General features: G+C 69.1%; 25 protein-coding genes. 10 read left to right on the top strand and 15 right to left on the bottom strand.

Features of this window, described 5'->3' with window-relative positions; all coding sequences use genetic code 11:
* Positions 1–56 precede the first annotated feature (56 nt).
* The 5 genes from E4A53_RS01725 to hisB are packed head-to-tail and all read right to left on the bottom strand — an operon-like array spanning position 57 to position 3,080.
* Positions 57–377, bottom strand: a complete 321-nt coding sequence (locus tag E4A53_RS01725) for a phosphoribosyl-ATP diphosphatase (RefSeq protein ID WP_420822592.1) — start codon at positions 375–377, stop codon at positions 57–59.
* Positions 377–1,141 (bottom strand): imidazole glycerol phosphate synthase subunit HisF, encoded by a 765-nt coding sequence (gene hisF, locus E4A53_RS01720; protein ID WP_136161370.1) that lies wholly within the window; start codon positions 1,139–1,141, stop codon positions 377–379. Before hisF ends, E4A53_RS01725 begins: the two co-directional genes overlap by 1 nt.
* A 10-nt stretch (positions 1,142–1,151) precedes the next feature.
* A complete protein-coding gene (hisA, locus tag E4A53_RS01715; RefSeq protein ID WP_136161369.1) occupies positions 1,152–1,889 on the bottom strand; it encodes a 1-(5-phosphoribosyl)-5-[(5-phosphoribosylamino)methylideneamino]imidazole-4-carboxamide isomerase in 738 nt (245 codons plus the stop codon).
* The gene (hisH, locus tag E4A53_RS01710; protein WP_136161368.1) at positions 1,886–2,491 is read right to left on the bottom strand and encodes an imidazole glycerol phosphate synthase subunit HisH; all 606 of its coding nucleotides are present in this window, start codon (positions 2,489–2,491) and stop codon (positions 1,886–1,888) included. Before hisH ends, hisA begins: the two co-directional genes overlap by 4 nt.
* Positions 2,484–3,080 carry an imidazoleglycerol-phosphate dehydratase HisB gene (hisB, locus tag E4A53_RS01705; RefSeq protein WP_136161367.1) on the bottom strand — a complete coding sequence of 199 codons (597 nt, stop codon included), beginning with the start codon at positions 3,078–3,080 and terminating at the stop codon, positions 2,484–2,486. Before hisB ends, hisH begins: the two co-directional genes overlap by 8 nt.
* Before the next feature lie 78 nt (positions 3,081–3,158).
* Between hisB and E4A53_RS01700 the strand changes: the two genes are divergently transcribed.
* From E4A53_RS01700 to E4A53_RS01675, 6 genes are all read left to right on the top strand, one after another.
* Complete coding sequence (locus E4A53_RS01700; protein ID WP_136161407.1) at positions 3,159–3,641, top strand: SspB family protein; 483 nt, start codon at positions 3,159–3,161, stop codon at positions 3,639–3,641.
* A gap of 79 nt (positions 3,642–3,720) precedes the next feature.
* A complete protein-coding gene (gene fumC / locus E4A53_RS01695; RefSeq protein WP_136161366.1) occupies positions 3,721–5,106 on the top strand; it encodes a class II fumarate hydratase in 1,386 nt (461 codons plus the stop codon).
* Between the two features lie 74 nt (positions 5,107–5,180).
* A complete protein-coding gene (locus E4A53_RS01690) occupies positions 5,181–7,004 on the top strand; it encodes a DUF885 domain-containing protein (protein ID WP_136161365.1) in 1,824 nt (607 codons plus the stop codon).
* A gap of 51 nt (positions 7,005–7,055) precedes the next feature.
* Entirely contained in the window at positions 7,056–7,274 is a 219-nt protein-coding gene (locus E4A53_RS01685; RefSeq protein ID WP_136161364.1) for a hypothetical protein, read from the top strand.
* A gap of 129 nt (positions 7,275–7,403) precedes the next feature.
* Positions 7,404–8,036, top strand: coding sequence for a guanylate kinase (gene gmk / locus E4A53_RS01680; protein WP_136161406.1), 633 nt, complete (start codon positions 7,404–7,406; stop codon positions 8,034–8,036).
* 31 nt (positions 8,037–8,067) lie between these two features.
* Entirely contained in the window at positions 8,068–8,637 is a 570-nt protein-coding gene (locus tag E4A53_RS01675; protein ID WP_136161363.1) for a hypothetical protein, read from the top strand.
* On the opposite strand, the gene E4A53_RS01670 is transcribed toward E4A53_RS01675, so the two are convergent.
* Genes E4A53_RS01670 through E4A53_RS01645 form a run of 6 tightly spaced genes read right to left on the bottom strand, consistent with a single transcriptional unit; the run spans position 8,620 to position 12,423 of the window.
* On the bottom strand, positions 8,620–9,300 hold the full coding sequence (locus E4A53_RS01670; RefSeq protein WP_136161362.1) for an ATP12 family protein: 681 nt from the start codon (positions 9,298–9,300) through the stop codon (positions 8,620–8,622). The two genes, E4A53_RS01675 and E4A53_RS01670, sit on opposite strands and share 18 nt — an antisense overlap.
* A complete protein-coding gene (locus E4A53_RS01665) occupies positions 9,297–9,539 on the bottom strand; it encodes a hypothetical protein (protein WP_136161361.1) in 243 nt (80 codons plus the stop codon). The genes E4A53_RS01670 and E4A53_RS01665 overlap by 4 nt, the downstream gene beginning before the upstream one ends.
* The gene (locus E4A53_RS01660) at positions 9,536–10,195 is read right to left on the bottom strand and encodes an HAD-IA family hydrolase (RefSeq protein ID WP_136161405.1); all 660 of its coding nucleotides are present in this window, start codon (positions 10,193–10,195) and stop codon (positions 9,536–9,538) included. Before E4A53_RS01660 ends, E4A53_RS01665 begins: the two co-directional genes overlap by 4 nt.
* Before the next feature lie 8 nt (positions 10,196–10,203).
* Entirely contained in the window at positions 10,204–11,295 is a 1,092-nt protein-coding gene (locus E4A53_RS01655; RefSeq protein ID WP_136161360.1) for an RluA family pseudouridine synthase, read from the bottom strand.
* Complete coding sequence (gene crcB, locus E4A53_RS01650) at positions 11,292–11,669, bottom strand: fluoride efflux transporter CrcB (RefSeq protein ID WP_136161359.1); 378 nt, start codon at positions 11,667–11,669, stop codon at positions 11,292–11,294. The genes E4A53_RS01655 and crcB overlap by 4 nt, the downstream gene beginning before the upstream one ends.
* Positions 11,670–11,706: 37 nt before the next feature.
* Positions 11,707–12,423, bottom strand: a complete 717-nt coding sequence (locus E4A53_RS01645) for a hypothetical protein (protein ID WP_136161358.1) — start codon at positions 12,421–12,423, stop codon at positions 11,707–11,709.
* Between the two features lie 161 nt (positions 12,424–12,584).
* Between E4A53_RS01645 and E4A53_RS01640 the strand changes: the two genes are divergently transcribed.
* Together E4A53_RS01640 and E4A53_RS01635 are read left to right on the top strand one after the other, a co-directional pair.
* On the top strand, positions 12,585–13,175 hold the full coding sequence (locus E4A53_RS01640) for an SOUL family heme-binding protein (protein ID WP_168694281.1): 591 nt from the start codon (positions 12,585–12,587) through the stop codon (positions 13,173–13,175).
* A 44-nt stretch (positions 13,176–13,219) separates the two neighbouring features.
* On the top strand, positions 13,220–13,441 hold the full coding sequence (locus tag E4A53_RS01635; protein WP_136161356.1) for a hypothetical protein: 222 nt from the start codon (positions 13,220–13,222) through the stop codon (positions 13,439–13,441).
* Positions 13,442–13,466: 25 nt separating this feature from the next.
* Here E4A53_RS01635 and E4A53_RS01630 read toward each other — a convergent pair whose 3' ends face one another.
* On the bottom strand, positions 13,467–14,138 hold the full coding sequence (locus E4A53_RS01630; protein ID WP_136161355.1) for a class I SAM-dependent methyltransferase: 672 nt from the start codon (positions 14,136–14,138) through the stop codon (positions 13,467–13,469).
* A gap of 246 nt (positions 14,139–14,384) precedes the next feature.
* Between E4A53_RS01630 and E4A53_RS01625 the strand changes: the two genes are divergently transcribed.
* Positions 14,385–16,001, top strand: a complete 1,617-nt coding sequence (locus E4A53_RS01625) for an O-antigen ligase family protein (RefSeq protein WP_136161354.1) — start codon at positions 14,385–14,387, stop codon at positions 15,999–16,001.
* A gap of 12 nt (positions 16,002–16,013) precedes the next feature.
* On the opposite strand, the gene E4A53_RS01620 is transcribed toward E4A53_RS01625, so the two are convergent.
* The 3 genes from E4A53_RS01620 to E4A53_RS01610 are packed head-to-tail and all read right to left on the bottom strand — an operon-like array spanning position 16,014 to position 19,855.
* Positions 16,014–16,421, bottom strand: coding sequence for a RidA family protein (locus E4A53_RS01620; RefSeq protein WP_136161353.1), 408 nt, complete (start codon positions 16,419–16,421; stop codon positions 16,014–16,016).
* A gap of 30 nt (positions 16,422–16,451) precedes the next feature.
* On the bottom strand, positions 16,452–17,432 hold the full coding sequence (locus E4A53_RS01615; RefSeq protein WP_136161352.1) for a quinone oxidoreductase family protein: 981 nt from the start codon (positions 17,430–17,432) through the stop codon (positions 16,452–16,454).
* A gap of 38 nt (positions 17,433–17,470) precedes the next feature.
* The gene (locus E4A53_RS01610) at positions 17,471–19,855 is read right to left on the bottom strand and encodes a TonB-dependent receptor (protein WP_136161351.1); all 2,385 of its coding nucleotides are present in this window, start codon (positions 19,853–19,855) and stop codon (positions 17,471–17,473) included.
* Between the two features lie 334 nt (positions 19,856–20,189).
* Between E4A53_RS01610 and E4A53_RS01605 the strand changes: the two genes are divergently transcribed.
* Positions 20,190–21,173, top strand: a complete 984-nt coding sequence (locus tag E4A53_RS01605; protein WP_168694280.1) for an AraC family transcriptional regulator — start codon at positions 20,190–20,192, stop codon at positions 21,171–21,173.
* Positions 21,174–21,254 lie beyond the last annotated feature (81 nt).

Below are 21,254 nucleotides of genomic sequence, written 5' to 3'. Positions count from 1 at the left end.
GTGCTCCTGCGAAAGCAGGAGCCAAGCCCCCGTATTCCGCTCCGCCGTCGCGCCGGTCAGATGTCGCTGACACGCGCCGCTTTCTCCGCCAGCCCGGACATGCCGTCGCGGCGGTCCAACTCGGCCAGCACGTCGGCCAGCGACACATCCATGTCGGCCAGCAGCACGATCAGGTGGAACAGCAGATCGGCGGCTTCCGATACGGTGCCATCGCGGTCGTCGGCGGTCGCCGCGATCACCGTTTCCACCGCTTCCTCGCCCAGCTTCTGCGCCATCCGGCGCCGCCCGCCAGCGGTGAGCTTCGCGACGTAGGAACTGGCCGGGTCGGCGCCGCGCCGGGCGCGGACCGTTGCTTCGAGGCGGGAGAGCGTGTCCATCACAGCGGGCATCGCACCGGCAGCCCTGCCGCCGCAAGCGCCGCGTGCGCCTCGGCGATGCTGATCTGGCCGAAATGAAAGACGGATGCGGCGAGCACCGCGCTGGCGTGGCCCTCCGTCACTCCGGCGACAAGGTCGTCGACCCGGCCGACACCGCCGCTGGCGATGACCGGCACCGGCACCGAATCGGCGATCAGCCGGGTCAGCGACAGGTCATAGCCGTCGCGGGTGCCGTCGCGGTCGATCGCGGTGACCAGCAATTCGCCGGCGCCCAGTTCGGCAAGGCGGGCGGCGTGGGCGACAGCGTCGACCCCGGTCGCCCGCCGGCCGCCATGGGTGCACACTTCCCAGCCGTCATCCACCCGCCGCGCGTCGACCGAGGCGACGACGCATTGCGCGCCGAAACGGTCGGCCAGCTCGGCGACCAGTTCCGGCCGGGCGACCGCCGCCGAATTGACCGCGACCTTGTCGGCACCGGCCAGCAGCAGTGCGCGCGCATCCTCCACCGACCAGACGCCGCCGCCGACGGTCAGCGGCATGAAGCAGACCTCGGCGGTGCGGCGGACGACGTCGATCATCGTGCCGCGCTGCTCATGGCTGGCGGTGATGTCGAGGAAGCACAGCTCGTCCGCGCCGGCGCCGTCATAGGCGCGCGCCTGTTCGACCGGATCGCCGGCGTCGGCGAGATCGACGAAATTCACGCCCTTGACGACGCGGCCGCCGGCAACGTCGAGGCAGGGGATGACGCGGATGCGCACGCTCATCGGCCGGTCCTCAAGGTGCCGCCGCCGCAATGGCGAGGGCGGTGGCCAGGTCGAGCCGGCCGTCATACAGGGCGCGGCCGGTGATCACGCCTTCGACCCCCTCCTTCGCGTACCAGCTGAGGGCGCGGATATCGCCGATGCCCTTCACCCCGCCGCTGGCGATCACCGGGATGCGAACGGCGCGGGCCAGGTCGACCGTCGCCTCGACATTGCAGCCCTTCAGCAGCCCGTCGCGGCCGACGTCGGTGAACAGCAGGGCGGCGACGCCGGCATCCTCGAAGCGGCGGGCAAGGTCGACGACGGGCACGGTGGACACATCGGCCCAGCCACGGGTCGCGACCATGCCGCCGCGCGCGTCAACCGCGACGACGATACCGCCGGGGAAGTCGCGCGCCGCGGCGCGGACGAAATCCGGGTCGTCGAGCGCGGCGGTACCGATGACGATCCGCGCGACGCCCAGGGCGAACCAGCGTTCCACCGCCGCCCGGTCGCGAATGCCGCCGCCCAACTGGACATGGCCGGGAAAGCGTTCGACGATCGCCTGCACCGCTTCGGCATTGACCGCTTCGCCGGCGAAGGCACCGTCAAGGTCGACGACGTGGAGATGGCCGGCCCCTGCCTCGGCGAACAGCTGCGCCTGGGCCGCCGGGTCGTCGCCGTAGACGGTGGCGCGGTCCATGTCGCCTTCGGCAAGGCGGACGACCTGCCCCGCTTTCAGGTCGATGGCGGGAAAGACGATTAGGCTCATGGCCGCCAAGCCAGGAAGCGTTCGAGCAGCGCGATACCGTAGCGCTGGCTCTTTTCCGGGTGGAACTGCACGCCGACCAGGTTGTCGCGGCCGATCGCGGCGACCAGCGGTCCGCCATGGTCGCTCGTCGCCAGCACGTCGGCGCCGGTGAACGCATAGCCGTGGAGGAAATAGGCCTCGCCGGCCCGAATCAGCGAATGGTCGCCTACCGGCACCACGTCGTTCCAGCCCATGTGGGGCACCTTGACGCCGTTGCCGTCCAGCGCCGCGACCTGCCCGTCGATCCAGCCCAGCCCGGCGGTCTCGCCATGCTCCAGCCCCGCCTTCGCCATGAGCTGCATGCCGACGCAGATGCCGAGGAACGGCCGCCCCCTGTCCAGCACCGCCGTGTCCAGCGCCGCAACCATGCCGTCGATCGCGCGCAGCCCGGCCATGCAGGCGGCAAAGGCGCCGACGCCCGGCAGGACGATCCGGTCCGCCGCGATGACGGTTTCCGGATCGGCGGTGACGACGACATCGTCGGCGCCCACCGCCTTCAGGGCGTTATGGACGGAATGCAGGTTGCCCGCGCCATAGTCGATCAGCGCGACCCGATCAGCCACCGCCGAGCGTGCCCTTGGTCGAGGGAATGGCGTCGGCCTTGCGCGGGTCGATCTCCACCGCCTGGCGCAGCGCGCGGGCCAGCGCCTTGAACGCGCTTTCGGCGATGTGGTGGTTGTTCTGGCCGTACAGCGTCTCGACGTGCAGGGTGATCCCCGCCGCGCTGGCGAAGCTGTGGAACCAGTGTTCGAACAGCTCGGTGTCCATCTCGCCCAGGCGCGGCTGGCTGAACCCGGATTTCCATACCAGGAACGGCCGACCGGAAATGTCGATCGCGGCACGGGTTAGCGTTTCATCCATCGGCGCGTAAGCGTGGCCATAGCGGGTGATGCCGCGCCGGTCGCCCAATGCCTGCGACACCGCCTCGCCGATCGCGATGGCGCTGTCCTCGACGGTGTGATGCTGGTCGACATGCAGGTCGCCCTGCACCTCCAGCGTGATGTCGATCAGTGAATGGCGCGACAACTGCTCGATCATATGGTCGAGGAAACCGATGCCGGTCGCCACCTCGTAGCTGCCGGTGCCGTCGAGGGCGACGGCGACGCGGATCGCCGTTTCCTTCGTCTTGCGATGAATCGAGCCGTTGCGCATGGCGGACGCGTATAGCGATGCGGCGGGGCGGCGCAACGCGTCTTGACCATCGGCGCGCGCGCGTTCACCACGGCGGCGATGAACGACAAGACACCCGACAGCCTGATTCCCTATGACGAGATCGTGCAGGAGGCGCTGCGCGCGGTCGTCGGGCGCGTGCTGGGCGAGGTCGAGGCATCGGGCGGCCTGCCGGGCGAACACCATTTCTACATCACGTTCAAGACCGGCGCCGCCGGCGTCGACATCCCCAAGCACCTGACCGAACGCTTTCCCGACGAGATGACCATCGTCCTCCAGAACAAGTTCTGGGATCTGAAGGTGCAGGCGGACGGCTTCTCGGTCGGGCTGAGCTTCAACCAGTTGCCGGCGAAGCTGGTCATCCCGTTCTCGGCGGTCACCGGTTTCGTCGACCCGGCGGTCGATTTCGCGTTGCAGTTCCAGGCACAGGGCGACGGTGACGGCCCCGAACCGCACGAGGAAGCAGAGAATGACGGCCCGGTCGCGACCCCGGTGGAAGACGGGTCGAACGTCGTCACTGTCGATTTCGGCCGCAAGAAATAATCCGCCTTCGGGCTTGACCCGCGCGCGCCGACGCCGTTGAGGCATGGGCCAGCACTGGCCCACCCAACGGAGTTGCAGGATGAACACCCGTACCGAAACCGACAGCATTGGCGCGATAGAGGTCCCGGCCGACGCCTATTGGGGCGCGCAGACCCAGCGGTCGGTGGAAAATTTCCCGTTCGGTGCGGAAGAGCGGATGCCGATCGGCATCGTCCACGCGCTGGCGCTGGTCAAGCAGGCGGCGGCGCGGGTCAACCGCGACCACGGGCTTGACGCGAAGCTGGCCGACGCGATCGACGCGGCGGCGGCGGAAGTCGTCGCCGGCAAGCTCGACGATCAGTTCCCGCTGGTCATCTGGCAGACCGGCAGCGGCACCCAGTCGAACATGAACGCCAACGAGGTGATCGCCGGCCGCGCCAACGAGGCGCTGAGCGGCCAGCGCGGCGGCAAGACCCCGGTCCACCCGAACGATCACGTCAACAAGGGCCAGTCGTCGAACGACAGCTTCCCGACCGCGATGCATGTCGCGGCGGCCCGCGCCGTCGCCGATCAACTGCTGCCGGCGCTGGCGACGCTCCATGCCAGCCTCGACGCCCATGCCCGCGACTGGGACGATATCGTCAAGATCGGCCGCACCCACCTGCAGGACGCTACGCCGCTGACGTTGGGCCAGGAATTTTCCGGCTATGCGGCGCAGATCGCTGCCTGCATCGAGCGGGTCGAGGCGGTTCGCCCGCGTCTGCACCAGCTCGCGCAGGGCGGCACCGCCGTCGGCACCGGCCTCAACGCCGCGCCGGGCTTTGCCGAGGGCGTCGCGGCGGAACTGGCGCGGCTGACCGGCCTGCCCTTCGTCAGCGCGCCGAACAAGTTCGCCGAGCTGGCGGCGCACGACACGCTGGTCGAACTGGCCGGGGTGCTGACCGTCGTTGCCGTCGCCTTCACCAAGATCGCCAACGACATCCGCCTGCTTGGCAGCGGCCCGCGCTGCGGCCTGGGGGAGCTTGACCTGCCGGCCAACGAACCGGGCAGCTCGATCATGCCGGGCAAGGTCAACCCGACCCAGTGCGAGATGCTGACGATGGTCGCCGCGCAGGTGATCGGCAACGGCCAGGCGGTGACGGTCGGCGGCCTGCAGGGCCATATGGAACTGAACGTGTTCAAGCCGCTGATCGGCGCCAACGTGCTGCGCTCGATCGCGCTGCTCAGCATCGGCGCGGAAAGCTTCACCGAACGCACGCTGGCCGGGCTGAAGCCCAACCGCGCGCGGATTGCCGAGCTGCTCGGCCGCTCGCTGATGCTGGTGACCGCGTTGGCGCCGGAAATCGGCTATGACAACGCGGCGAAGATCGCCAAGCACGCCCATCTCGAAGGCCTGACGCTGAAGGAGGCTGGGCTGGCGCTCGGCCTGATCGACGCCGAGACGTTCGATCGGGTGGTGCGGCCGGAGGCGATGCTCGGCCGCTGATTTTCCTGTCGCCTGCCGGGATTCCTGCGCTACCGTGCGGCGAACAAGCCGTTGGTTCGCGAAAGGGAATCCCGATGATCGACCGCAGGCACTTTCTTGCGACGACAGCCGCCGCCGCGTTTCTGCCCCTTGCCCAGCCGCTGCTCGCTGCGGCGGGCGGTGCGGAAGGGGCGAAGGCGCGGGCGCTCTACGACCGCATTTTCGAAGGCCAGATGCTTGCCGATCCAGCCACCGCGACCGCGCTTGGCCTCGATAGCGGCGCCCGCGCCGGACTGAAGAGCAAGCTGGCCGACGCGGCGTTCGACAACCGGCTTGGCGGCAGCCAGGCGATGGTCGACGCGCTGCCGGCGCTGAAGGCGGTCGACCGGGCCGCGCTCGGCGGACGGGACCCCTATTATCTGGATACGGCGATCTGGGCGGCCGAGCGGGCCGGCGAAGTCAAGACGTTCGATTACGGCGGGCTTGACGGTTATCCTGTGCCCTATGTGCTCAGCCAGTTGACCGGCGCATACCAGGCGGTGCCTGATTTTCTCGACAGCCAGCATCGGATCGAGACCAGGGCGGATTGCGACGCCTATCTGGCGCGGCTCGAGGATTTCGCCAAGGTTATCGGGCAGCAGTCATCCCGTGCGGAGGCGGATGCGGCTAAGGGCGTGATTCCGCCGGATTTTATCCTCGACAAGACCGTCGCGCAAACGGAGGCGCTGCGCGGGCAGAGCGGCGAAACATCGGGATTGGCCGCCTCGCTCGGCCGGCGGGCGGCTGAAAAGCGGCTGGGCAACGACTGGGCGGCACGGGCGGCGAAGATCGTCGACGGCCCGATCGCCGCCGCGCTCGACCGCCAGCTTGCGGTGCTGGCGGCGTTGCGGCCCCGCGCCGGGACGGCGCCCGCCGCATCGCGCCTGCCGGACGGCGAGCGCTTTTACGCGCTGGCGCTGCGAACCCACATCACCACCACCCACTCGCCGGAGGAGGCGCACCGGATCGGGCTGGGCCAGGTCGCTGCGATCACCGCCGAGGTCGACGCTCTGCTGAAGGCGCAGGGGCGCGGCACCGGCAGCGTCGGTGAGCGGCTGGTCGCGCTCAACGCCGACCCGACGCAGCTTTTCGCCAATGACGACAAGGGCCGCGCCGACCTGATCGCCTATCTGAACGGGGTGATGGCGGCGGCCCGCGCCGGAATGCAGCCCTATTTCAACAAGCCGCCGGCCGCGGCGATGGACATCCGGCGGGTGCCGCCGGCGATCGAGCTCGGCGCGCCGCGCGGCTACGCCTCCCCCGGCAGCCTGGACGGCAGCCGACCCGGGGCCTTCTACATCAACCTGCACGATGTCCACGACTGGCCGAAATACACGCTGCCGACACTTGTCTATCACGAGGCGGTGCCCGGCCACCTGTGGCACGGCGCGATCCTGCAGGAAACGAAGGACCTGCCGCTGCTCCACCAGAACCTCTATTTCAGCGCCTTCACCGAGGGCTGGGCGCTCTACGGCGAGCAGCTTGCGGCCGAAACCGGCCTGTACGACGGCAACCCGTTCGGCAAGGTCGGCTGGCAGCAGAGCTTCCTCTACCGCGCGGCGCGGATCGTCCTCGACACTGGCATCCATGCCAAGGGATGGAGCCGCGACAAGGCGATCGCCTACATGATCGAAACCGTCGGCCTGACCCGTTCGGCGGTGGAGAATGAGGTTGACCGCTATTGCGTCTGGCCCGGCCAGGCCTGCGGCTACAAGATGGGCCATACCGAGATCGCCCGCCTGCGTGAGGTGTCGAAGCAGGTGCTTGGCCAGCGTTTCGATTTGAAGGGATGGCATGACGCGGTGCTGCTCGGCGGGTCGATGCCGTTGGAAGTGCTCGGCCAGGTGATTGCCGACTGGGACGCGATGCAGCGGGGCTGAGGGGGAACCTTTGCCGTGGTGCCGCGCTATGCGGCGGGAAGGAACGAACGGATGATCGGCAAGGTGATCGGTGCCCTGGTTGGCCGGGAGATCGACCGGCGGGACGGCAAGGGCGGCGTCAAGGGCGCCGTGCTCGGCGCCGCCGTCGCCGGCGGGCTGCGCCGGTTCGGGCCGCTCGGCCTGGTGATCGGCGGCGCCTATGTCGCGAAGAAGCTCTACGACCGCGGCCGCGCGGGCCGCGCCGCGCCGGAGCCGCCGCCAGCACCCTGATCCGCCGCCACGCCATGCGGTGATTGACGGCGCGGCTTCGCCACGGCACTAGCGGCCATGGCCGATCCGTTTCCGCCCCACGCCCTGCCGGCCGATCGTTCCGATCCGTTCAAGTTCAAGCGGCGGGGGATGCTGTTCGTCATTTCGTCGCCGTCCGGCGCCGGCAAGTCGACGGTGTCGCGCAAGCTGCTCGCCGCCGACGATGGCATCGAGATGTCGGTCTCCGCGACGACGCGGCCTATGCGCCCCGGCGAAATCGACGGCATCGATTATCATTTCGTCGATCTGGCTCGCTTTCGCGAAATGGTCTCGGCCGGCGATTTCCTCGAATGGGCGCATGTCTTCGGCCAGCGCTACGGCACGCCGCGCGCGCCGGTGGAGGCGATGCTCGCCGCCGGCCGCGACGTGCTGTTCGACATCGACTGGCAGGGCGCGCAGCAGCTGCATCAGCTCGCCGGCGGCGACGTCGTCCGCGTGTTCATCTTCCCGCCGTCGATGGAGGAGCTGGAACGCCGCCTGCGTAGCCGCGCCACCGATTCCGAGGAGGTGATCGCCGCCCGCATGGCCCGCGCCGCGACCGAGGTCGGCCACTGGGACGGCTACGACTATGTGCTGGTCAATCAGGACGCCGACGAATGCTTCGCCGCGCTCAAGACCATCCTCGACGCCGAACGCCACCGGCGCAGCCGCCAGACCGGGCTGATCGGCTTCGTCCGCGGCCTGACCCGCGACCCGATTGTGCAGGGAACCGGTCCGGCCTAGCCTCCGTTGTCGCACGACAGGGAGGAAACCCATGCCAAAGCTTGTGCTCGGCGCGATCGCGGCCGCGATCGCCATGTTCATCACCGGCTTCATCTTCTTCGCAACGCCGCTCGGCCAGATCGCCTATGGTTCCGCGACGGAGGCGCAGCAGGCGGCGGTGCAGAACGCGCTGGCCGCAAACCTGCCCGGCACCGCCACCTATGTGGTGCCGTCGCCTGACACGCCGGCGACGACGGTGCTGTTCGGCAAGGGGCCGGTGGCGACCGTCCACTACAACAGCGCCGGGTTCAGCGTCGCGTCGCCGGACGCGCTGATCGCCGGCTTTGTCCTGGACCTGATCGTGGCGCTGCTGATCGGCCTCGCGCTCTACGGCGTCGCCGGGCGGGTGACACTGTTCGCCGACCGCGTCCGCCTGCTGGTGTTGTTCTCGGTCGCGGTGCTGCTGATCGGCATCATCAGCGATTCGGTCTGGCTGCATGTCGACTGGGCCTACACGCTCTATGCGTTCGTCGGCTCGCTGGCGATGCTGGTCGTCGGCGGGCTGGTCATCATCCGCTGGTTCCTGCCGGCGGTGGCGGCGCCGTCAGCCGAGCAGGTGTAGGAAGCGCGCCGCCGCGTCGAAATCGGCGCGGCGGGCGGCACGGGCGGCGGTAGCGAGCGCGTCCTCGCCCCACTGCGCCTCCTGCCACAACTCGTCATGGTGGACGGCCTGCCAGACGGCGTCGGCATCGAACGCCCGTTCGGCGAGCGCCAGCGCCGCGACCAGCGATCCGCCGATCGTGACCAGCGGCGCCAGCGCGGCCAGCGCGAACGGGTCGTGCGCCGCCAGCGCCTGGGTCAGTCGCGCGACCGTCGCCGGCGGCTGCGGCTGGTGGCGGATACCGGCGACGGTTTCGACATGTGCGTCGTAACGCTGCCGCGCCCAGGCGAGCAGCGGATCCCACGACGCCGCCTGCGCCGCGACCAGCGCCGCCGGGTGCTCCGCGCGATAGGCGAGCAGATCGGTTTCCGCATAGGCGGCCAGCGGCGCAGCAAAGGCGTCCGGGTCCGGCGCAACAATGTCGATCGCGGCGTTGGCTAGGCCGGTCAGCGGCATCGCGCGCGGATCGAGCGTCTCGCCGACCGCATTCCATTCCGCCGCGATCGCAGCGGCCAGTGGCTGGGCGGGCAGGGCGAGCGGCCGGCCGCCCGGCGTCCGCACCGGCCGCCCGTCGAGCGCGACGGCACCGCCGGCCGCCGTCGCCTGCGTCCAGAACCGCTTCACGGCCGCGGCGGCGTGCGCCAGCGCCGGGCGAGCAGGCGCGGGAACAGCAGCATGTCGAGCAGCCCGACGGCGATCAGCGCATAACCGGCGATCGCCGGCAGGCTCTCGACCCGGCCGGAGGTGACCACGATGCCGATCAGCACCAGCACCGCCCCGCTCAGCCGCACCAGCGACAGCGCGAAATACCGATTGCGCGCCTGCGCGTCCCGGTCCCTGTTCGCGTCGTTCGCTTCGGTCATGCCAGCGTCTCCAGATGGGTGGGCAGCGCGGCCGGGCTGGCCAGCACCACCCCGGCGCCGGCGGCGATCAGTTCGGCGGCGTCGTGATAGCCCCAGTCGACGCCGACGGCATGGGCGCCGGCCGCCTTCGCCATCAGCATGTCGAAACTGGTGTCGCCGATCATCACCGTGGTTTCCGGGCTGGCGCCGGCTTCCGCCATCGCCAGCGCGGCCATCGCCGGGTGCGGCTTCGACGGGTGGCGGTCGGCGGTCTGCAGCGTGACGAAGGCGCTGGCGATGCCGTGATGTTCCAGGCACAGCGCCAGCCCGCGATCCGACTTGCCGGTGGCGACACCCAGCAGCCAGCCGGCATCGGCGAGCGCGGTCAGCACCTCCGCGATGCCGTCGAACAACGGTTCCTCGACCAGCCCGTCATGGCGCAGGCCCTGGAACACGCGCTTGTAGTCATCGGCCAGGCGCAGATGCAGGGCGCCGTCGCCGTCGGGCACCAGCACGCGCATCGCCTCGACCAGATTGAGGCCGACGATGCGGCGGATCGCGGCGCGGTCCGGCGCGGCAAGGCCGGCGCCGCCGAACGCGCCCTCCATCGCCCGGCAGATATTCGCCTGGCTGTCGACCAGCGTGCCGTCGCAGTCGAACAACGCCAGTCGGTTCATCCGCGCGGTCATGCCGGCGCCCGCCCGCGCCCGCGCCGTTCGCCCTTGCGCTCCTTGCGCCGGGCCTTGGCGGCGGCGCTCACCGCCTTGCGCTTGCCTTCCGGCGTTTCGGAGAATTTGACCTCGTCGATCGGCAGGTCGCCCAGCTTCGGGTCGAAGCCGAGATGGGCGACGCTGTCGGCGAAATGCTGGGGCGGTTCGGCGGTGACGTCGATCCGTCCGCCGTCGGGGTGGTCGATGCGGATGCGGCGGGCGTGGAGATGCATCTTGCGGCTGATCCCGCCGGTCAGGAACGCGTCCTGCCCGCCATATTTGCCGTCGCCGACGATCGGGTGGCCGATCGCCGCCATGTGGACGCGCAATTGGTGGGTGCGGCCGGTGAACGGTTGCAGCTCGACCCAGGCGGCGCGGTTGCCGGCGCGCTCGATCACCCGATAGCGGGTCCGCGCCGGGCTGCCTGCCTTTTCGTCGACATGCATCTTCTCGCCGCCGGTCCCCGGCTGCTTGGCCAGCGGCAGCTCGATCATCCCGTCCTCGATCGACGGCACGCCGACGATCAGCGCCCAATAGACCTTGCGCGCGGTGCGGCCGGAAAAGCTCTTGGCGAAAAAGGCGGCGGCGCGGGCGCTGCGCGCCAGCAGCAGCGCGCCGGACGTGTCCTTGTCGAGCCGGTGGACCAGCTTCGGCCGGTCATCGCGCTCGAAGGCAAGGGCATCGAGCAGGCCGTCGACATGGTCGTGGGTCTTGGTGCCGCCCTGCGTCGCCAGGCCCGGCGGCTTGTTGATGACGATCGCCTGCGCGTCGCGGTGGATCACCATGTCGCGGGCGAAGGCAATCTGGTCGGCGCTGAGCGGCGGGCGCTCGCGCTTCGGCCGCGCCTTCGTCTCCGGCTTTGGTTCGGCGGGCGGCACGCGCAGCACCTGTCCCGCCTCGATCCGGTCGCCGGGGGTGGCGCGCTTGCCGTCGACGCGAAGCTGGCCGGTCCGCGCCCAGCGCGACACCTGCGCGAAGCCGACGTCGGGCAGATGGCGCTTGAACCAGCGGTCGAGCCGGATGCCGTCGTCGTCCGGCGCGACGGTGAACTGGCGGACCTCGCTCATGCCACCGCCCGGGCCAGCGCCAGCCCGGCAAACAGCGCGGCGACAGCGCCGACTACCGACACCGTGACATAGACGGCGGCGGCGAACAGCGTGCCGCGCTCGATCATCAGCGCGGTATCCAGGCTGAAGGCGGAGAATGTGGTGAAACCGCCGAGGATGCCGACGCCGACGAACAGGCGCAGCGCCTCGCCGCTGCCGCTCAGCCGGCCGAGCAACCCAGCGAGCAGGCCCATTGCCAGCCCGCCGATCAGGTTGGCGAACAGCGTCCCCCACGGGTAGTTGGGGCCGAGCAGCAGCATCGATACGCGGCCGAGCTGATAGCGCAGCAGCGCGCCGATCGCGCCGCCGGCCATGACCAGAAACGAGGCGTTCATGCCCCGCCTTAGCCGGGCGCGGGGCGTTGGAAAAGGCTCAGCGGCCGTTGTTGACGACGAGGTCCGCGTCGGCTCCGCCGCCGGCGCGGGGATTGACGATCAGGTAATAGGCGTCGTCGCCGCGCGTGCCGCCCAATATGTCCGCCTGCCCCTCGCGCACCCGTTCCGCGTCGAACCCGGCGCGCCGGGCGCGCGTGTAGTAATAATCGAGCAGCGCCGCCGGCGCGGCATCGGTGGTGAAGCTGACGATGCGCAGCCGGCAGCGCGGGGTGTCGCTGCCCGCCGCCTCGACCAGCTGGCCGCGCGGGAAGATCGGGAACGCGCTCGGCAGGCTGGTCGCCCAGGATGCGCCATAGACGACATTGCCGTTGCAGCCGCCGCCGGAACGCGCGGCCTGGCGCCCGGCGCGCTGGCCGATCGTCATCGGCCGGGTCGCGGCGGTGGTGCGGCTGGGCGGCGGCGCCTTCATCAACGGGCCGGACAGCGCCGCGCCCGGCTCGACCTTGCCCGGTCCGCCGCCGCCTGGGGCCGGGACGGCACCGCGCAGCGCCGGCGCGCCGGGTTTCAGGCTGGTGCGGTTCGACGCACCGGCCAGATCCGGGTCGACCATGATCTGGTCCTCCAGCGCCGCGGTCAGCGCCGGGTCGACGGCATTGCCCACGTTTAGCGCGCGGTCGCTGTCGTCAAGGCCGCTCGACGGCGTCTGCTGGCAGGCGGCGAGCGCCAGCAGCGGCAGCATCAGGGCAAGGCGCATCGCGCGCTCCTTCGTCATCGGCCTGTTTACCATCCGATCCGCGTCAATGCCCGAAAAACGTGAAGGAAGATTTGACCGCAGCTCGGCCCTTTTGATCCAATGGGCGTTTGACAGTCCGTGCCATGCCCCCACATGGGGGGCGGGACCAAGGGGAGCAGGCGATGCGGCTCAACGCGAAATGGATCTTCGGCGGGGTCGCGGTGGCTGCCGCGGCGGCGGCGGGCGGCTGGTACCTGCGCGAACGCGCGACGGAACGGCCCAACCACCGCACGATCGCCGCCGACGGCGCGTTCGAACTGCGCGCCTATCCGGCCGCGCTGCTCGCCGAAACGGTCCGCTCCGGCCCGCGCGTTGCCGCGCTGATGGAAGGGTATGAGGCGCTGGTCGACTATGTCCTCGCCCGCTCGCGCAAGGGCGAGCGGATGGCGATGACCACGCCGGTGCTGAGCGATCGCGCCGAACCGGTCGGCTGGCGCACCCGCCTGTTCATGCCGGGCAAGTGGACGGCGGCGACCTTGCCGCCGCCGCCGGACGGCATCGCTATCGTCGAACTGGCGCCGCGCCGCGTCGCCGCCGTGCGCTTTTCCGGCCGGGCGGACGACCGCACGCTGGGCCGCAAGGAACGCGCGCTCCGCCGCTGGCTGGAGGGGCAGGGCCTGCGCGCTGCCGGCCCGGCCGAATATGCGTCCTATTCCGGCCCGTCGGTGCCGGCGCCGATGCGCCACAACGAAGTGCTGATCCCGGTCGCCTGATCTGTGGCCTTGCGCGTGGGGGCGGGCACCCCCACTATCGGGCCATGCTGAACATCCTCTCGATCCTGATCGGCCTGTTCGCGCTGCTGCTTGCGATCCCGGCCTTCATGCCCATCCTCGGCGCCGCCAACTGGCTGATCGTGCCGATCGCGCTGGTCGGCATCGGCGTCGGCGCGCTATCGCGCAGCAAGACCGGCCGCAACCTCAACATCATCGTCTTCCTGATCTGCTGCGTCCGCCTGTGGTTGGGCGGCGGGATATTATAGGGCGCGGTACCGGGCACGACCCGGTTTAGCGGAATATCCAGCGGAAGCGGCTGTTTCCGTCGCGCTCGCCGCGCATGATGTATTGTTCGGCCAGATAGTGGCGCGCGCGGCCCAGCGTCAGCCAGTCGAGCAGGCGCGTCCGGCGCCTGCCGAAGCCGTTGACCCGCCCGGCGACCACGCTCAGCCCGGCGCCCTGCATCAGTGCCAGGGCCGAACGCTCGGTGAAGAAGCGCAGGTGGGTGCGGTCCATGATGCCGGCGTCGGTATAGTCGAAGCGCCGGCGCAGCAGCAGGTCGCGCACCACCTTGTAATGGGCGACGTTCGGCACCGAGACGATGACCGCGCCGCCCGGTTCGAGCAGGGCGACCAGCTTGGTCAGCACCGCCTGCGGATCGGTCAGATGCTCCAGCACGTCGAGAGCCAGGATCAGGTCGAACCGACCGAGATCGTCGGGCAGCGGCTGTTCCAGGTCGTGGATGACGGCGCGGTCGACGCGCTGCTCCAGCACCGGGCGCAGCGCCGCCTGCCCTTCGCAGGCCACCGCTTCCGCCTCCGGCCAGCGCTGCTTCAGCCAGGCCAGGGTGCCGCCGGCGCCGCTGCCGATCTCCAGGATACGGCGGGGCGCCCGGTCGGGCAGCAGCGGCGCGATCTCGGCGCGGACGTGCTCGAAATATTCGGAAGGACTCTGGTCGGCCATCTTTCACTCTTCAACAAGGCGGCGGCGCTCCCCGGGCCGGCATGCCGGGACCGCCAATAAGGCGCTACCCTTAAGCGATGATGACCGCCGTCGTCCTGCATAGGCGGCGGCGGGCGATGGCGCCAAGCCGAAAACGCGTGGTGGCATAGCCGCCCGCTTCTTAGCGCGGTGTTGAAGAAATCGATGGCATGCTACGGCCGCATGTGATTCGCGGCGCGGTCGGCGTCCAACGGGTAGAGTGGCTGCATGTTGAGAGCGCTGAAGGGCGGCATCGCGAATTATCTGGCTTTCCTCGTGAAGCCGGCACCGCCCGTGCTCAGCCCCTATCGGGCACCGCTGGCGCCGCACCGGGCGCTGGTCCGCAAGACGCTGTTCCTGGCGGTCTGCGCCTTCGCCGGCATCTTCTACGGCTTCGTCTTCACGGTGTTCCCGCCGTTCCTGGTCATCATCCTGTCGATCCCGATCCTGGTGCTGATGCTGGTGGTGATCTGGTCGCTGCCCGACCAGAAGACCGGGCCGACCAAATTGCTGACGCGGCTGCTGTTCTTCCTGCTGATCGTCACTGTGCTGTGGCCCAATTATCTGGCGATCGCGCTGCCCGGCATGCCGTGGATCTCGGTCCGCCGGGTCGTCGGCGCGATGGTCGGCATCGTGCTGTTGCTTTGCCTGTCGGTTTCGTCGGATTTCCGGGGCAGGCTGAAGGAGGCGCTGACCGCCACGCCCTTCCTCTATTACGGCATGATCGGCTTCGCCATCATCCAGTTCGCGACGCTGTTCTGGTCGGACCCGCCGTTCAGCAGTTTCTTCCTGGTGCTCGACCACCAGTTCGTCTGGACCGCCGCCTTCTTCGCCAGCGTCTGGGTGTTCCAGCAGCCGGGCCGGGTGCGCCTCTATGCCGCGCTGATGGTGGGGATGACGATGTTCCTCGGCCTGATGGCGATCGCCGAATACCGCAATCAGGCGATCCTGTGGGCCAGCCATATTCCGTCCTTCCTGCGCGTCGGCGACGAAGCGGTCGAGCGGATGCTGACCGCCAATTTCCGCGACGGGCGCTATCGCATCACCACCACCTTCGGTATGTCGCTGACTTTCTCGGAATTCCTCGCGATGGTGTCGCCCTTCGTGCTGCACCGGGCGATGAACGCCAAGCATGTGTTCGGCATCGCGTTCTGGGTGATCGCCGACATCACGCTGCTCGTCCTCACCTACATGACGACGGCGCGGCTGGGCGTCGTCGGCTGGATCGCGGCGCATTGCTTCTACCTGATGGTCTGGACCTTCCGCCGCTGGCGCCAGAATCCCAGCGACCTGTTCGCGGTGGCGCTGGTCGTGGCGCTGCCGGCGGCGGGCGCGATGGTGCTGATCGCCATGACCTCCGTCGACGCGGTCAGCAAGCGGACGATCGGCGGCGGTTCCACCGGGTTGAGCGACACCGGCCGCAAGGAACAGTTCCGCATGGCCCCCCCGGTCATTGCCCGCAATCCGCTCGGCTACAGTTCGGGCAAGGGCGGGCCGGCGCTTGGCTACCGCACGCCCGGCGGGCAGCTTACGGTTGACAGCTACGTGCTGACCGCGGTGCTCGACTACGGCGTCATCGGCTTCATCATCTTTTACGGGGCAATGATCAGCATGATCTTCGGCCTGTCGAAGGTGACGCTGGAGGAGGACGGGTCCGATCCGGACATCCACCTTGCGCTCGCCGTGGCGGGGTCGCTCGTCGCCTTCCTGGCGGCGAAGCTGGTGCTCAGCCAGGAAGACAACCACACTCTGTACTTCGTCCTGCTCGGCATGGCGTGCGCCATCCTCGCGCGCCACCGGCAGGCGATGGCGGGGCGGGCGATAGCGCCGCCGTCAGCGGCCTGACCCACCGCGGCGTTACGCCGGGATCACCGCCGTCGCCTCGATCTCGACCAGAAATTCCGGCGTCGCCAGGCATGCGACGCCGATCAGCGTGCTCGCCGGCAGATGATCGGCGCCAAAGAATGCGGTCACCGCCTGGCCGATGACCGGCAGATAGTCCGGCTTGTGGTCGACGACATAGATGCGGATGCCGACGACGTCGTGCGTCGCCGCTCCGGCCGCGGCGAGGGCACGGCCGACATTGTTCAGCGCTTCGTCGAGCTGGGCGGCGAAATCGCCGGCGCCGATCAGCGCGCCATCCTTGTCCCACGCCGTCTGGCCGGAACAATAGACCGTCTCGCCGGCACCCGCCTTGACGACCTGGCTGAAACCGAACGGGCCGCTGTCGAACAGCGTCGGAGGATAAAGACGGCGATGGGCCATGGCGTGGCGCTCCATGTGTGGTCGAGGGGATCAGGAGAATAGCAGAACCGGACCGATCGTGCCCCGGCTTTCGACCTTGCGATGTGCTGACGCGGCATCGCGCAGCGCGAAGCGTCCGCCGATCTCGACCCTGACCGCGCCGCTGCGCAGCACCGCGAACAGATCCTCGGCGCTGGCCAGCAGGTCCTCGCGCCGCTTGGTGTGGGCGAAGAAGGACGGCCGCGTGTAGAAATAGGATTTCCAGATGTCGAACTTCATCAGCTCCAGCGGCGGCGGATGGCCGGAAGCGATGCCGTAAAGCACCATCAGCCCGAACGGATCGAGGCATTCCAGCGATTGCGCGAAGGTCGCGTGCCCGACCGAATCGTAGACCACGGGCAGCCCGGCGCCGCCGGTGATCTCGTGCACGCAGGCGACGAAATCCTCCTCGCTGTAGTTGATCACGTGGTCGCAGCCATGGGCGCGGGCGTAATCGGCCTTGCGCGCGCTGCCGACCGTGCCGATGACGGTGGCGCCCAGATGCTTTGCCCATTGGCAGACCAGCGATCCGGTGCCGCCGGCGGCGGCGTGGACCAGCACCGTGTGCCCGGCGCCGACAACGAAGGTCTTCCGGACCAGGTAGCGCGCGGTCATTCCCTTATGGATCGTCGCGGCGGCTAGTTCGTCGGAAATGTCGTCGGGCAGCGCGATCAGCCGCTCGGCGGGCAGCACGCGCTGTTCGCAATAGCTGCCGGTTGGCACCGTCGCGTAACAGACGCGATCGCCGGGCTTGAATTCGCTGACCCCCGCGCCGGTCTCGACGACCACCGCCGCCGCCTCGATGCCGGGGACGGTCGGCAGCGGTGGACAGGGATAGGCGCCCTGCCGCTCGCCGATCTCCTTCATGTTGACGCCGATCACCACGTTGCGCAGCAGCACCTCGCCCGGGCCGGGCGTCGGAACCTCTATCTCCTCCCACCGCAGCACGTCCGGATCGCCGACGGTGTGGAAACGTATGGCGTTGGTCTTCATGGGCGGCACGATCCTGCTGTTCTGCTTGGGAAGGGGGCTCAGAATGTCCGGCGGACGGACAGCGACCATTCGCGCGGGTGGGAGAAGACGCCCTCGATCACCCCGGCATTCTGGTCGTTCACCCCCGCCACCAGATAGGACCGGTTGGTGATGTTCTTGACCATCGCGGTCACCGCCCACAGGGCGTCGGCATCGGTCAGGCGCAGCGCGGCGTTCAGCAGGCTGACCGGCTTCTGGACCAGCAGCGGCGTGTTGGCGGCGTCGTTGGCGATCGTCGAGGTATAGGCATAGTCGACGCGCGGCGTGACCATCCACCCGTCCGACACCGCGATGCTGTAGGCGATCGCCGCGTTCAGCGACCATTTCGGCGTGTTGACCAGCCGGTCGTTCAGGGTCAACTGCGCGCCCGGCTCCAGGCTGCGATAGCGCGCGTCGAGATAGCCAAGGCCGCCTTCCAGCACCAGATTGTCGGCCGGCACCGCGTGCAGCTCCAACTCGCCGCCACGGATGCGGGCCTTGGCGGCGTTGCGGGTGATCGTGCCGATCTCGGTGGTGCCGGGCGTCGCTTCCGACACGTTGACCTGCATGTCCTTGTAGTCGGTCCAGAACAGTGCGCCGTTCAGGCGAACATGGTTGTCGGCCCAGCTCGATTTGAAGCCGACCTCATAGGCGTCGACCTTCTCCGGCCGCGCGCTCGGAATGTCCGGGCGCGGGGGGAACACGCGCTGGGTGAAGGTGCCGGACTTGAAGCCCTTGCTGTAGGACGCATAGGTCATCACGTCCGGCGTCCATTTATAGGCCAGGTTGACGTAGGGCGTCGTCTCCCTGGCGCGGATCGCTTCCCACCGGTCGGGCAGCACCGGCACGCCGGCGGGGATGCCCAGGCCGTTGTCCTGCGCTACCGCCGACTTCGGATTGAACTTCTTGGTCTCGTCCGTGTAGCGGCCGCCCAGCGTCACGCTCAACTGGTCGGTGATGTCGTAGGTGAACTGGCCGAACAGCGCCTTGTTGTGGCTTTTCACCAGCCCGCCCGAATTGAACACCGCGCCGGCCAGCTCGATGATGTCGATGTGGGTGCCCCGCTCCTCGAAATAATAGCCGCCGACCAGCCAGGCGAGGCGGCTGTCCGCCGTCTTGCCCTGCACCTGGATCTCCTGGCTGAACTGGTCCTGCTTGTAATAGTCGGTGGTCTGCAGGACGGTCAGCGGCGAATGGTCCGAATCCCGGCTCCAGAAGCCGGAGATCTTGCGATAGGCGCTGATCGACCGGATCGAGACGCTGTCGCCGACCTGCCAGTTCAGGTCGAGCGAGGCGCCGAACGCGCTGGTCCCGGTGTCCGGCGACAGCGGATGGCCGGGGATCAGCGCGTTGACCAGCGGGTTGGTGCTCAGATGCTGGCTGTAGGTGCGGTACGGCCCGGCGATCCACTGCGCGTTGAAGCAGGTCGGATCGGACAGCCGGGCCGGGCTGCCCTGGTTCAGGCAGTTGGCGCTCGGGTTCTTGCCGTAGCGGTTGACCGGGTTGGCCGGGTCCAGTTCCAGCCCGTTGGCGATCAGCGGGAAGATCGCGTTCTCGTTGGCGTCGATCAGCACGTTCGCCGCCGGGTTGGTGCGGTCGCGCGATCCGTCGACGGCCAGGTAGACGTCCAGGTCCGGTGACGCCTTCCACAACAGGCTGGCGCGCCCGGCCCAACTGCCCTCGTCGCCCAGGTCGGGCCCGCCGGGCAGCAGGTTCTTGACGTAGCCGTCGCGGCTCCTGCGCGACCCGGCGAAATTCACCGCCAGCGTGTCGGACAGTGGCAGGTTCAGGCTCAGGCGGAAATCGGCGCGGCTGTAGCGGCCGATGGTGATCTCGCCGCTGCCCGACACGCCGTCGAAGCTGGGCTTGCGGGTGGTGATGCTGATCGCGCCGCCGATCGTGTTGCGGCCGAACAGCGTGCCCTGCGGGCCTTTCAGCACCTCGATCCGCTCGACGTCCAGCATGTCGAGCACCCCGCCGATCGAGCGGGCGACATAGACGCCGTCGACATAGACGCCGACGCCGGGGTCGGTCGCCAGCGCCCAGTCCTGCTGGCCGATGCCGCGGATGTAGATCGACGATGCCGAACTGGTCGCGGCGAAGGCGGCGGTGTTGCGGAAGGTCAGGTTGGGCGCGAAACTGTTGATCTCGGCGATGTTGGTCAGGCCGCGCGCCTCGATCCCGGCGGCGGAGAAGGCGGTGATCGCGATCGGCGTGTCCTGCAGGTTCTCCGCCCGCTTGCGCGCCGTGACGATGATGTCCTCCACCGCATAGGCGGTGGTGGCCGCCGGCGCCTGGCTTGCTTCCGCCTGCGGCTCTGCCCCGGCAAGGGCAGGGGTGGTCCCCCCCATGACGCTCGCCAGGATGATCGTCGCGGAAAACAATGATCCTGATGTGTGTCGCATGGACCGTTCCCACCCTCTGCCAGTTCTTGTCGTTATGGTGTTTTCTTTGCGCCGTCCGCCGGGCGACCGGGCCTGCCCTGCCGATAGCGGAAAGCAAGGATAGGGAAGGGGGCGGGCGCCGCCCTATATCGTTTCGGCCGAATCCTAGCCCGATTCCGTCGAAATCGTGCCGGCCCGCGGCGGCGGGGGTGGTCCGGATTGACAAAATTCATGCCCCGGCAGCAAAAAGGCGGCAGCTACGGAGATACGCAGCATGGCTTCGGTCCGGAACGCTGTCGCGGGGATCGCACCCCTTGTGATACCGGAATGGCGCGGGCCGAATATCGCCGACGGCATGGCAGCCAGCGTGTTCCACCGTTTCGCCACCACCGATCTCGACGTCGTCCGCGACACGATGTGCGGCCGTTTCCGCCCGCACGCGATCAACCCGCGCGGCCGCCCGGGCGAACCGCGCCTGTTCGAGCTGGACGAAGTGGCGCTGGGCGGCGACCTGATCCTGACCAAGTTCCGCTATAATCGCGAGGTGACGATAGAGGCGCCGCCGCTCGACGACTTCTTCGTGATGAAATTCACGCTCAGCGGCCGCTGCCAGACCTGGCAGGGCAACGCCTCGACGAACAGCCTGCCGGGCACGCTGTGCGTGCTCAACACCACCCAGCCGATCCGGCTCGACATGGATGACGCCTACAGCCAGATGACGGTCAAGATCGGCCGTTCGGTCCTGGAGGAGGCGCTGGCCGCCGATCTCGGCCGCCGCCTGCCGCGCCGGCTGGAATTCCTGACGGCGGCACGGCCGCTCCATGGCGGGCTGGCCAGCCTGGCGCGGACGGTGGTGGCGATCTGGGGCGATCTCGCGGCAACCGGCGACCATTCCGGCTATTGCCTGAAAGCGGTGCAGAAAAGCACCCAGCAGACCATCGCGGCGCTGCTGCTGTCCGCCTTTCCCCATAATTTCTCCGATGCGTTGCCGGGGCTGGGGGAAGGGCCGGTCCCCTACTTCGTGCTGCGCGCCGAACGCTTTATCCGCGCCCATGCCGCCGAACCGATCGCGCTTGCCGACATCGTCCGCGCCGCCGGCGTCGGCGAGCGGGCGTTGCAGGCCGGTTTCCGGCGCTTCCGGTCGACCTCGCCGACCGGCTATCTGAAACGGGAACGGCTGGAACAGGCCCGGCTGGCGCTGATCGCCGGTGCCCGCACCCGGCGGACGGTGACCGACATCGCGCTCGGCTGCGGCTTCTCCCACCCCAGCAAATTCGCCCAATGCTACCGCAGCCGCTACGGCGAGACCCCGTCCGAAACGCTGCGGCGCGGCGGCTGAGCCGGCGCCGCGCCGGGCGGTTGACAACATGATTGGCATTGCCCGGCGATTGGTCTAGGGCCGCGGGCGGCAAGCGGGTCA

This window comes from Sphingomonas flavalba, assembly GCF_004796535.1.
GTDB lineage: Bacteria > Pseudomonadota > Alphaproteobacteria > Sphingomonadales > Sphingomonadaceae > Sphingomonas_L > Sphingomonas_L flavalba.
This window is presented reverse-complemented; position numbering and strand designations above follow the sequence as displayed.

Coding starts and splice junctions, on each gene's coding strand:
- E4A53_RS01725 (WP_420822592.1), bottom strand. CDS start 377: ATGGACACGCTCTCCCGCCTCGAAGCAACGGTCCGCGCCCGGCGCGGC.
- hisF (WP_136161370.1), bottom strand. CDS start 1,141: ATGAGCGTGCGCATCCGCGTCATCCCCTGCCTCGACGTTGCCGGCGGC.
- hisA (WP_136161369.1), bottom strand. CDS start 1,889: ATGAGCCTAATCGTCTTTCCCGCCATCGACCTGAAAGCGGGGCAGGTC.
- hisB (WP_136161367.1), bottom strand. CDS start 3,080: ATGCGCAACGGCTCGATTCATCGCAAGACGAAGGAAACGGCGATCCGC.
- E4A53_RS01700 (WP_136161407.1), top strand. CDS start 3,159: ATGAACGACAAGACACCCGACAGCCTGATTCCCTATGACGAGATCGTG.
- fumC (WP_136161366.1), top strand. CDS start 3,721: ATGAACACCCGTACCGAAACCGACAGCATTGGCGCGATAGAGGTCCCG.
- E4A53_RS01690 (WP_136161365.1), top strand. CDS start 5,181: ATGATCGACCGCAGGCACTTTCTTGCGACGACAGCCGCCGCCGCGTTT.
- E4A53_RS01685 (WP_136161364.1), top strand. CDS start 7,056: ATGATCGGCAAGGTGATCGGTGCCCTGGTTGGCCGGGAGATCGACCGG.
- gmk (WP_136161406.1), top strand. CDS start 7,404: ATGCTGTTCGTCATTTCGTCGCCGTCCGGCGCCGGCAAGTCGACGGTG.
- E4A53_RS01675 (WP_136161363.1), top strand. CDS start 8,068: ATGCCAAAGCTTGTGCTCGGCGCGATCGCGGCCGCGATCGCCATGTTC.
- E4A53_RS01665 (WP_136161361.1), bottom strand. CDS start 9,539: ATGACCGAAGCGAACGACGCGAACAGGGACCGGGACGCGCAGGCGCGC.
- E4A53_RS01660 (WP_136161405.1), bottom strand. CDS start 10,195: ATGAACCGACTGGCGTTGTTCGACTGCGACGGCACGCTGGTCGACAGC.
- E4A53_RS01655 (WP_136161360.1), bottom strand. CDS start 11,295: ATGAGCGAGGTCCGCCAGTTCACCGTCGCGCCGGACGACGACGGCATC.
- crcB (WP_136161359.1), bottom strand. CDS start 11,669: ATGAACGCCTCGTTTCTGGTCATGGCCGGCGGCGCGATCGGCGCGCTG.
- E4A53_RS01645 (WP_136161358.1), bottom strand. CDS start 12,423: ATGCGCCTTGCCCTGATGCTGCCGCTGCTGGCGCTCGCCGCCTGCCAG.
- E4A53_RS01640 (WP_168694281.1), top strand. CDS start 12,585: ATGCGGCTCAACGCGAAATGGATCTTCGGCGGGGTCGCGGTGGCTGCC.
- E4A53_RS01635 (WP_136161356.1), top strand. CDS start 13,220: ATGCTGAACATCCTCTCGATCCTGATCGGCCTGTTCGCGCTGCTGCTT.
- E4A53_RS01630 (WP_136161355.1), bottom strand. CDS start 14,138: ATGGCCGACCAGAGTCCTTCCGAATATTTCGAGCACGTCCGCGCCGAG.
- E4A53_RS01625 (WP_136161354.1), top strand. CDS start 14,385: ATGTTGAGAGCGCTGAAGGGCGGCATCGCGAATTATCTGGCTTTCCTC.
- E4A53_RS01620 (WP_136161353.1), bottom strand. CDS start 16,421: ATGGCCCATCGCCGTCTTTATCCTCCGACGCTGTTCGACAGCGGCCCG.
- E4A53_RS01615 (WP_136161352.1), bottom strand. CDS start 17,432: ATGAAGACCAACGCCATACGTTTCCACACCGTCGGCGATCCGGACGTG.
- E4A53_RS01610 (WP_136161351.1), bottom strand. CDS start 19,855: ATGCGACACACATCAGGATCATTGTTTTCCGCGACGATCATCCTGGCG.
- E4A53_RS01605 (WP_168694280.1), top strand. CDS start 20,190: ATGGCAGCCAGCGTGTTCCACCGTTTCGCCACCACCGATCTCGACGTC.